Origin of the sequence: Nonomuraea sp. NPDC050540 (assembly GCF_044457485.1) — a bacterium.
Lineage (GTDB): Bacteria > Actinomycetota > Actinomycetes > Streptosporangiales > Streptosporangiaceae > Nonomuraea.
Window position 1 is genome coordinate 432,228 of record NZ_JBITHA010000007.1, and the last position, 10,003, is coordinate 442,230.

Annotated in this window: 8 protein-coding genes; 1 reads left to right on the forward strand and 7 read right to left on the reverse strand. The window is 71.5% G+C overall.

Annotated features, from left to right (window positions below; all coding sequences use genetic code 11):
- Window positions 1–63 precede the first annotated feature (63 nt).
- The 7 genes from ACIBI5_RS26275 to ACIBI5_RS26305 form a co-directional block, all read right to left on the reverse strand.
- Window positions 64–765 carry an ABC transporter permease subunit gene (locus tag ACIBI5_RS26275; protein WP_397251076.1) on the reverse strand — a complete coding sequence of 234 codons (702 nt, stop codon included), beginning with the start codon at window positions 763–765 and terminating at the stop codon, window positions 64–66.
- A gap of 143 nt (window positions 766–908) precedes the next feature.
- Entirely contained in the window at window positions 909–1,679 is a 771-nt protein-coding gene (locus ACIBI5_RS26280; protein ID WP_397251078.1) for a glucose 1-dehydrogenase, read from the reverse strand.
- A 70-nt stretch (window positions 1,680–1,749) separates the two neighbouring features.
- Window positions 1,750–2,610: a helix-turn-helix transcriptional regulator gene (locus tag ACIBI5_RS26285; RefSeq protein ID WP_397251080.1), complete on the reverse strand. Its 861-nt coding sequence runs from the start codon at window positions 2,608–2,610 to the stop codon at window positions 1,750–1,752.
- Window positions 2,611–2,648: 38 nt separating this feature from the next.
- Window positions 2,649–4,259: an ABC-F family ATP-binding cassette domain-containing protein gene (locus tag ACIBI5_RS26290; protein ID WP_397251082.1), complete on the reverse strand. Its 1,611-nt coding sequence runs from the start codon at window positions 4,257–4,259 to the stop codon at window positions 2,649–2,651.
- A 205-nt stretch (window positions 4,260–4,464) separates the two neighbouring features.
- Window positions 4,465–4,911, reverse strand: coding sequence for a hypothetical protein (locus ACIBI5_RS26295; RefSeq protein WP_397251084.1), 447 nt, complete (start codon window positions 4,909–4,911; stop codon window positions 4,465–4,467).
- Between the two features lie 65 nt (window positions 4,912–4,976).
- Window positions 4,977–6,470 (reverse strand): sugar ABC transporter ATP-binding protein, encoded by a 1,494-nt coding sequence (locus ACIBI5_RS26300; RefSeq protein ID WP_397251086.1) that lies wholly within the window; start codon window positions 6,468–6,470, stop codon window positions 4,977–4,979.
- Between the two features lie 65 nt (window positions 6,471–6,535).
- Window positions 6,536–7,336: a DeoR/GlpR family DNA-binding transcription regulator gene (locus ACIBI5_RS26305; RefSeq protein ID WP_379624826.1), complete on the reverse strand. Its 801-nt coding sequence runs from the start codon at window positions 7,334–7,336 to the stop codon at window positions 6,536–6,538.
- Between the two features lie 144 nt (window positions 7,337–7,480).
- On the opposite strand from ACIBI5_RS26305, the gene ACIBI5_RS26310 reads away from it, so the two are divergent.
- On the forward strand, window positions 7,481–10,000 hold the full coding sequence (locus tag ACIBI5_RS26310; protein WP_397251088.1) for a PA14 domain-containing protein: 2,520 nt from the start codon (window positions 7,481–7,483) through the stop codon (window positions 9,998–10,000).
- Window positions 10,001–10,003: the final 3 nt, after the last annotated feature.

A 10,003-nucleotide genomic window follows, 5' to 3' on the forward strand; every position in this document is an offset into this window, starting at 1 on the left:
GCGAAGACGCGGGCGCTCCGCAAAGGCGCAGGCCGCCCGCAAGGCGCGAGCGCACGCGCGTCGTCAGGCGTCGCGGCGCTTCATCAGGACGGCGCCCGCGACCACCGCCACCGCCACCCAGACCAGATAGACCGCGAACCCGCTCCACGGTCCCAGCGACCCGTTGCTCTGGCCGGAGACGACCAGCAGCCCGGCGTTCGTGGTGAAGTGCTCGGACACGGTCCTGCCCCACTCCCCCGGCAACTGGACCGTCAGCGTCGGCAGCACCATGATCAGCGCGATCGCCGACACGATCGCGCCGGGCGTGTGCCGGATCAGCGAGCCGAGACCCAGCCCGAACAGCCCGCAGGCGGTCAGGTAGAGACCCGCCCCGAGCGCCGCCCGCACGATCTCGCCCGCCGTCAGTGACGGCGGCTGGGAGATCACCACACCGACGCCGATTGCCCCGGCCGCCGCGACCGTGGAGACGGCCAGCGCGACCGCCGAGAACGCCACGAGCTTGCCGGTCAGCAGCATGAGGCGCTGGGGCACGGCCATGAGCGAGGTGCGGATGCTCCCGGTGCGGTACTCGCCGGAGATCACCAGGACACCCAGCGTGGCCATGGCCAGCGAGGCGAACATCACGCCGGTCAGGCTCGCCGAGAGCACCTGCTCCCCCGGGACCGGCCGCCCCTTCGCCATGCTCTCGGCCGTGAGGTTGATGAGCGCGGAAAAGCCCAGCATCAGCGCACCCGTGACGCCCAGCGTCCACATCGTCGAACGCACCGAGCGAATCTTGGTCCATTCGGACCGGAGTATGTCGATCACCATCCAAGGATCCCGGCGCGGGCCGCGACTTTCCTCCTGCCTGGGCAGGGTTACGCGGTCCGCGACCTGGGAGCCTGCTCCTAACCCCCTGGTCTGACCGGCTACAGCATCTCCCCGGGGATGGCCGCGACCAGCCCGCCGTCGATGATCAGATCCTGGCCGTTGATGTAGGACGCCTCGCCGGAGGCCAGGAACGCCACCGCGCCCGCCACGTCGTCGGCGGTGCCGAACCGGCCCGCCACCACCTCGGCCACCACCGTGCCCTGGGCCTCGGCCGAGACGTTGTCGTGGAACATCGGCGTCTCGATGTAGCCGGGGCTCACCGAGTTGACCCGGATCCGCCTGGGCCCGAGCTCGGCCGCCAGCGTGTGCGCCAGGTTGTGCACCGCCGCCTTCGTCGAGGAGTACAGGGAGCCGCCGGGCAGGCCGCGGTGCAGCGTCCACGACGCGTTGATCACGATCGCCCCGTGGTCGGCCAGCAACGGCAGCGCCTTCTGCAGGGTGAAGAACACGCCCTTGTAGTTGATGTCCACGACCCGGTCGAACTCGGCCTCGGTGACCTCCGCGGCCGGATCGAACGAGGCCACGCCCGCGTTGGCGAAGACCACGTCCAACCTGCCGAACCGGTCCCGGATCCGGGCCATCAGCGCGTCCAGGTCGGCCAGGCTCGCCGCGTCGCCGCGTACCGCGAGCACGCGCTCCCCGCCGGCCAGCTCCTCCACGGCGGCGTCCAGCCGTACCTTGTCGCGGCCGGTGATGACCACCCGCGCGCCCTCGGCGAGCAACCTCCGCGCGGCGGCCAGTCCCATGCCGCTCGTGCCGCCGGTGATGAGTGCGATCTTGTCCTGAAAACGGGAAATGGTGTACGTCATGGGACTCAGCGTGCCGACCGGCGCGCGAGGTGAACAGTGCCCGGCTATCAGGGGTCTGTCACCACCACCCTCACGCCGGAGCGGCCAGCCTGAGCAGCGGGAGCCGGGCCAGGCGCTCGGCGGTGCCGGTGCCGGGGCGGGGGTTGAACAGCTCCAGGTACCAGTCGGGATGGTCGACCACGGCCAGGGGCGTCGTGTCGAAGAACAGCTCGCCGGCCTCGGGATGGCGGACCGCCTTGACCGTCTGGGCCTGGCCGCTGACGTCGTGGCGGGCCCACAGCTCGGCGAACTCCTCGCTCACGACGCTCAGCTCGTCCACGACCTCGGCGAACCCCGGGTCGCCTGGATCGTGGGCGACGCAGGCCCGGTAGGCGGCCACCACGGACGGGGCGGCCGACTCCCACGCGACCTGCATCGCGCGGTAGCGGGGGCTGGTGAAGAACGTCACCAGGCAGTTGCGGTCGGCGTCGGCGTACCCGAACAGCTCCCGCGCGGCGTCGTTGACGAGCAGCAGGTTCCAGTACCGGTCGCGCAGCATGGCCGGTCGCGGCATCCACGCGTCGAGCAGGTGCCGCAGCTCCGGGGTGACCGCGGTGTCGCCGGTCGCCCCGGCCCGCGGCGGGTTGAGCCCGGCCAGCAGGTAGAGGTGCGCGCGCTCCGGCTCGCTCAGGCGCAGCGCCCTGCCGATCGCGTCGAGCACCTCGCCCGAGACGTTGATGTCGCGGCCCTGCTCAAGCCAGGTGTACCAGGACACACCGACCCCGGCCAGCACGGCGACCTCCTCGCGGCGCAGCCCCGGAGTCCGGCGGCGGCCGGCGCCCTCGCCCGCCAGGCCGACGTCGCCGGGCGTGAGCCGCGCCCGGCGCGAGCGCAGGAAGGCACGGAGCTGCTCGCGGCGCTGCCGCGCCGCCGCTGGGGTTTCTCTGGGCATGTTTCATCGTATCCAGCCCACGCCCTTTACAATGTAGATCAGCCGGATTCCCGGAGCCGCCCGTCCGACAGCTCCAGCCGCCGTTCCACCTTGATCTCCGCGAGGAAGCGTTCGTCGTGGCTGACCACCACGAACGCCCCCTCGTACGCCGCCAGCGCGCTCTCCAGCTGCCCCACGCTGACCAGGTCGAGGTTGTTGGTCGGCTCGTCCAGCAGGAGCAGCTGGGGCGCCGGCTCCGCGCACAGCACGCAGGCCAGCGTGGCGCGCAGCCGTTCGCCTCCCGAGAGCACGCCGACGGGCAGATGGGCCCGCGCGCCGCGGAACAGGAAGCGGGCCAGCAGGTTCATGCGCTCGGCCGCCGGCATGGCCGGGGCGAACGCGGCCAGGTTCTCCGCGACCGTGCGCTCCTCGTCGAGCAGGTCCAGGCGCTGCGACAGATAGGCCACCCGGCCCTCGGCCCGCCTGGCGAGTCCGCCGCCCGGCTCCAGATCGCCGCTGATCATGCGCAGCAGGGTCGACTTGCCGGCTCCGTTCGGACCGGTCAGCGCGATCCGCTCGGGCCCGCGGACCGTCAGGTCCAGGCCGGGCTCGGCGAACAGCTCGCGGGCGCGCAGCCGTTCGCCCAGGAAGACGGTACGGCCGGCGGGCACGCTCGTCCCCGGCAGGTGCAGCACGATCTTCTGGTCGTCGCGCAGGGCGCGTCCCGCCTCGTCGAGCCGGGCCTGGGCGTCGCTGACCCGGGAGGCGTGCATCTGGCCGGCGCGCCCGGCCGACTCCTGCGCGCCGCGCTTCATGTTCCCGGCGAAGATGCGCGGCAGGCCGGCGCTCTTGAGGTTGCGGGCGGCGTTGCCCGCCCTGCGCTCGGCCCGTTCGCGGGCCTGTTGCATCTCCCGCTTCTCGCGCTTGAGCTCCTGCTCGGCGCCGCGCACGGTCCGCTCGGCCGCCTCCTGCCCGGTACGCACGGCCTCCTCGTAGGCCGTGAAGCCGCCGCCGTAGAAGCGGACCTCGCCGCGGTCCAGTTCGGCGATGCGGTCCATGCGGTCGAGCAGGGCGCGGTCGTGACTGACGACGAGCAGGCAGCCCTTCCATTCGCCGAGCACGTCGTGGAGCCGGTCGCGGGCGTCGCGGTCGAGGTTGTTCGTCGGCTCGTCGAGCAGCAGGACGTCGGGCCGCTTGAGGAGTTGCGCGGCCAGGCCGAGCGAGACGATCTGGCCGCCGCTCAGCGTGGCCAGGCTCCGCCCGAACGCGAGCTCACCGAGCCCGAGCCGGTCGAGCTGGGCGCGGGTGCGCTCCTCGATGTCCCAGTCGTTGCCGATCGTGGTGAAGTGCTCCTCGCTCGCGTCCCCCGACTCGATGGCGTCCAGCGCGGCGATCACCGGCGCGACGCCCAGGACCTCGGCCACGGTCAGGCCGGCGGCCAGCGGCAGGCTCTGCGGCAGGTAGCCGAGGACGCCCTTGACCGACACGCCGCCGGCGGCGGGCCGGTACTCGCCGGCGATCAGCTTGAGCAGCGTGCTCTTGCCCGCGCCGTTCGGGGCGACGAGCCCGGTACGGCCCCCGCCCACGCTGAAGGACAGGTCACCGAAGACAGGCGTGTCGTCGGGCCAGGAAAAGGACAGGTTGGAGCAGATGATGAACGCATCGGACATGTGAAGACCTCGTACGGAGACGATCCGGGCGTGCCGAAGCCGCCCGGCGACGGGAAGGGATTCGGGGAACGACGACAGGGCCACATCGGCGGCGGTCATACGCGCCTGCCGGGGCCGGTCGATCTCCGGTATCACCCGGAGATGTCGTCGTCACCTGCCACGTCTGGTCTCCTAGCTTCAGAACAGCTGCGTTTCACACCTTATCTCACCAGTGGCCGGTGCATCGGCTGGTCCCCTCCGGTCCGTCGTGCGGGAACCAGCCGCACGCCTGGAACCGCTGCGATCCCTGGCTGCTGGCCGGCCACATCTGCGACCAGGCGTCGTAGCCGTCGATGCCGACGCGCTGCAGGCGGGTGTAGCAGCTCTGGTCGCCCTTGCGCACCATCATGTACACCTCGTCGCCGGTGCGGGTGGAGCCGGTCAGGCGGGCCCAGCCGTACTGCTTGCCGTTGAAGCGCTTGGCGTGCACTTCGACCGAGCGGCCGTTGAAGCCGACGCGGCGTACCACCGACCCCCGGGTGTCGCCGGGCCAGGGAAGGGCGTCGCTGCACTGGGTCACGATCATGGGGACGGGGTCGTGGTGGGCGGCCACCGGGGCCGGTCCGCTCAGGGCGGCCGCGAGGACATGGGCGAGGATGACGGAGATCGACATGTCCGGAGCGATGCCCGGTCACGTTGATCGTCGCGCACAAGAACCGTTCAAGAGATCGTCCGGTTCTAGCCGTCGGCGAGGGCGGCGAGCAGCCGGTCCTCGGTCACCTCCGGCCCGCTGAGCTGGTGGGTGATGGCGCCGTCGCGCAGCACCACCACCGAGTCGCAGTTGTCCACGAGCTCGCCCACGTCCGAGGAGATCAGCAGAATGGCCAGGCCGTCGACGGCGAGCTCGTCCAGGAGGGTCTGGATCTGCCGCTTGCTGGCCTGGTCCACTCCCCTGCTGGGCTCGTCCAGCAGCAGGACCTTGGGCTGCATGGCCAGCCACCGGGCCAGCAGCACCTTCTGCTGGTTGCCGCCGGACAGCTCGCCGGCGAGCTGGCGGGGCGAGGCGGCCTTGATGTCCAGCCGCGTCATGAAGGTGGTGACGATCCTGTCGATCCGGGTGTCGGCCACGATGCCGGCATGGGACAGGCGCGGCAGCGCGGCCAGGGCGATGTTGTCGCGTACGGACAGGTTGGGCACGATGCCCTCGGTGGTGCGGTTCTCCGGCACCAGGCCGACCCCGGCCCTGACGGCGCTGCGGACCGACCACCTCCTGCTGGCCGTCCCCGACACGGTGACCTGGCCGGACTCGACGGGCAGGGCCCCGGCGATGGCCCTGGCCGTCTCGCTGCGACCGGCGCCGAGCAGCCCGCCGAGGCCGACGACCTCCCCGGGACGTACGGCCAGCGACACTCCGGCCAGCATGTTCGCGCGGGTCAGCCCCTTGGCCTCCAGCACGGGCCGGTCGGCGACCTCGTCCACGGGCCAGCTCTCCAGCGGGGAGGCGTCCCGGGGATGGAAGGGGCGGCCCATCATGAGCGAGACGAGGCGGACCCGGCCGAGTCCGGCCGGCGGCCCGGTGTGGACGACGCGGCCCTCGCGCAGGACCGTGACGCGGTCGCAGATCTCGTAGAGCTCCTCCAGGCGGTGGGTCACGTAGATCACCGCCCGGCCCTCCTCGCGCAGCCGGGTCACGGCGGCCAGCAGGGTCCTGAGCTCGGCGTGTTCCAGGACGGTGGCGGGCTCGTCCATGATGACCAGCTTGGCGTCCGAGCAGGCGGCCCTGGCCAGGGCGACGAGCTGCTGGGCGCCGGGGGTGAGGGAGTCGAGGGGGCGGCGGGTGCCGACGCGCAGGCCGTACTGGGACAGGAGCTCTTCCGCGCGGGCGTGCATGGCCGCGAAGTCGATCAGCCCCAGCCGGCCGCGCGGCTCGGCGCCCAGGAAGAGGTTGCGGGCGATGCTCATCGTCGGGACGAGGCCGCTCTCCTGGTGGACCGTGGCGATGCCGGCCTGCCTGGCCTGCGCGGGGCCGGCGAACCTGACCGGCACGCCGTTGAGAAGGACCTGGCCCGCGTCGGGCCGGTACACGCCGGAGATCACCTTGACCAGGGTGGACTTGCCCGCCCCGTTGCCGCCGATGACCGCGTGGACGGAGCCGGGCCGCACGGCCAGCGTGACGTGGTCGAGCGCCGGGACGCCGTCGAAGGTCTTGAGAACGCCTGCAAGCTGAAGCACGGTTGCCTCCACCCCGATGGTGGCCACAACAAGAAACAATCTCGCAACGAAGATGTCACATTCGGTCAGAGCTGGGCAACGTGCAGCCGCACTCCCTTCGCGGCCAGTTCGTCGAGCACGTCGCGGGGCGCGTCGTCGTCGGTGACCAGATGCGCGATGCGCTCGGCCGGGATCGTCTGGACCATCGTGTCGTGACCGATCTTGGTGTGGTCGGCCAGGACCACGACCTCCTCGGCCGCCGCGGCCAGCGCGCGGTCGACGGCGGCGACCTGGAGGCTGGGCGTGGACAGGCCGCGCTCGGCGGTCAGCCCGTTGCCGGAGACGAACGCTCGGCGCACCCGCAGGCCGGCCAGCGAGCCCTCGGCGGCGGTGCCGACCAGGGCGAGGATCGGGCCGCGCAGCGAGCCGCCGGTGACCACCACCTCGATGCGCGGGCAGCCGGCCAGCGCCTGGGCCACGAGCAGGGAGTTGGTGACCACCGTGAGGTCGCTGTGCCTGGCCAGCCGGCGAGCGAACTCCTGGGTGGTGGTGCCGGGGCCGATGACGATGGCGTCGCCGTCCTCCACGAGCGAGACGGCGAGGTCGGCGATGACCGTCTTCTGGGCGGCCGACACGGCGCTCTTCTGCGTGTGGCTGGGCTCGCGGGTGAAGTCGCCCGGCAGGGTGGCGCCGCCGTGGTGGCGGTTGAGCAGGCCCTCGGACTCGAGTGCGCGCAGGTCGCGGCGGACGGTCACCTCCGAGGAACGCACCGCCTGGGCGAGCTCGCGAAGGGAGACCGCGCCGTTGGCCCGGACCAGCTCCAGGATCCTCTGGCGGCGCTCGGCTGCGAACACGGGCCTGCCGCTCTCCCTCTGCGTGTCGCTCACGTGGCCCGAGCATAGTCGACCAGAGATGGACTGCCCATCTCTGACCATTTCAGAACGAATCTGATCGAGTTTCCTTGACCACGGTGTCGGAATGGTGCTTTCTTTGGTCGAGATGGCGCTCGTTTTCGATCGGAAGGCAGCTCCGTGATCACACGCCTCTCCTTAGCACTGGCCGTCCTGCTCAGCGTGATGTGGCCGCTCTCCCCCGCGGCGGCGACGCAGGCGGAGCGGCATGGCCTCAAGGGCGACTACCACCTGAGCACCGGGCCGGGCACGTTCGACTTCGGCGAGCTCAAGGCCACAGCCGTGGATCCGAACATCGACTTCTCCGACCTCAACCCCGCCCTCGCGGAATTGACCGGCCGCGACGAGAACGTCACCGTACGGTGGACCGGGCGCATAGCCGCCCCCGTGGCGAACACCTACACCTTCTCCATGATCGGCGACAACGGCTTCCGCCTCTGGGTCGACGACAAGCTGATCATCGACAACTGGCGCGACATCTGGGACGTCGAGCAGGTCGGCACCCCGATCGCCCTGGAGGCCGGGCGCACGTACGACATCAAGATCGAGTACTTCGAGCACTTCGGCGGCGCCAACCTGCGGCTGCGCTGGCAGAGCCCGGACCTGGCCAAGACCGTCGTGCCCGAGCAGGCGCTCCTCCTGCCCGAGGGCTTCGACCCGCCGGGCCCCGTCCAGGCCGAGGTCGGCACGGCGGGCGACACCGCCACCCTGACCTTCGCCAAGGCGCTCAAGCCCATCACCGCCGCCACCGGATTCAAGATCACCACAGGCGGGTCGGCCTGGCCGATCACCTCCGCCTCCTCCTCCGGCGCCACGCTCACGTTCAAGCTGGGGGCCAAGATCCCGCTCAAGGCCGGCAACGGCGTGCGGGCCGCCTACGACGGCACCGGCGGCCTCGAGTTCGCCGACGGCACCGCGCTGCCCGCCTTCCCCCGCGCCGCGCTGGCCAACCGCTCCGAGTACCAGCTGGCCAGCAAGTTCGCCAAGGACGTGAACCCGGCCGGCCCGCTGCCGGAGTACCCGCGGCCGCAGCTCGTCCGCGAGCGCTGGCGCAGCCTCAACGGCCCCTGGCAGTTCGCCGCCGCGGAGGCGGGCGAGCAGCCGCCGGTCGGCAAGAACCTGGCCGAGCGGATCACCGTGCCCTTCCCGGTCGAGTCGGCGCTGTCCGGCATCGGCAGGACCGAGGACCGCATGTGGTACCGCAGGACCTTCGAGGTCCCGAACGGCTGGCGCGGCGAGCGGGTCATCCTCCACCTCGACGCCGTGGACTGGGAGTCCACCGTCTACGTCAACGGCACGCGCCTGGCCACCCACCGCGGCGGCTACGACCGCTTCACCGTCGACGTGACCGACGCCCTCAAGCGCCGGGGCCCCCAGGAACTGATCGTCGGCGTCTACGACCCCACCGACAAGGGCAACTACCCCACCGGCAAGCAGCGCCTGACCCCGGGCAGCATCTGGTACACGCCCAGCTCGGGCATCTGGCAGACCGTCTGGATGGAGCCCGCGCCGCGCAACCGGATCCTGTCGGTCGACTCCGTGCCCGACCTCAAGGGCCAGAGGCTGAAGGTGACCGTCAACGCCGGCCTCGCCGGCACGCGGGTCAGCCTGGTGGCGCGGGACGGCTCGAAGGTCGTCGGCCGCGTGAGCGGGCGCTCGGGCACCGAGCTGAGCCTGCCGGTTCCCCAGCCCAAGGCGTGGACCCCGGACACCCCCTTCCTGTACGACCTGTCCGTCTCGACCGGCGACGACGGCGTGCGCTCCTACTTCGGCATGCGGGAGATCTCGATCGGCCAGGTCGCCGGCAAGACCCGGATGCTGCTGAACGGCCGGCCCGTCTTCCAGCTCGGCCCGCTCGATCAGGGTTTCTGGCCCGACGGCCTCTACACCGCCCCCACGGACGCCGCGCTGCGCTACGACCTGGAGGTCACCAAGCAGGCCGGGTTCAACACGGTGCGCAAACACGTCAAGGTCGAGTCCGACCGCTGGTACCACCACGCCGACAAGCTCGGCCTGCTCGTCTGGCAGGACATGCCCTCGACCTCGGGCAACACCAACCAGGCCCAGTTCGAGACCGAGTTCCGGCGCATCGTCGACCAGCACCGCTCCAGCCCCTCGATCGTCATGTGGGTGCCGTTCAACGAGAGCTGGGGCCAGTACGAGGTGGCCAGGGTCGCCGACCTGGTCAAGAGCTGGGACCCCTCGCGCCTGGTCGACAACCAGAGCGGCGTCAACTGCTGCGGCGCCCAGGACGGCGGCAACGGCGACGTCATCGACTGGCACATGTACCCGGGCCCCGCACCGGTCTCGCCGCCGAGCGCGACCAGGGCCTCGGTCCTCGGCGAGTACGGCGGGCTCGGCCTGCTCGTCATCGGCCACACCTGGTCGGGCGGCGGCTGGGGCTACCGCGTCGAACCCGACGCCGAGACCCTCACCACCCGCTACGTCGAGATGGACCAGACGCTGCGGCGGCTGCACGCCTGCGAGGGCCTCAGCGCCGCGATCTACACCCAGACCACGGACGTGGAGGTGGAGCTCAACGGGCTCATGACCTACGACCGGGCGGTCATCAAGCCCGACCTCGCCAGGGTCCGGGCCGCCAACCGGGCGCTCGTCGACGAGATCTCGCCCGCCTGCTAGGAA

Excerpts from the sequence above, each read along its gene's own strand:
- ACIBI5_RS26280 (WP_397251078.1), bottom strand. The coding sequence starts at position 1,679 with ATGACGTACACCATTTCCCGTTTTCAGGACAAGATCGCACTCATCACC.
- ACIBI5_RS26285 (WP_397251080.1), bottom strand. The coding sequence starts at position 2,610 with ATGCCCAGAGAAACCCCAGCGGCGGCGCGGCAGCGCCGCGAGCAGCTC.
- ACIBI5_RS26290 (WP_397251082.1), bottom strand. The coding sequence starts at position 4,259 with ATGTCCGATGCGTTCATCATCTGCTCCAACCTGTCCTTTTCCTGGCCC.
- ACIBI5_RS26295 (WP_397251084.1), bottom strand. The coding sequence starts at position 4,911 with ATGTCGATCTCCGTCATCCTCGCCCATGTCCTCGCGGCCGCCCTGAGC.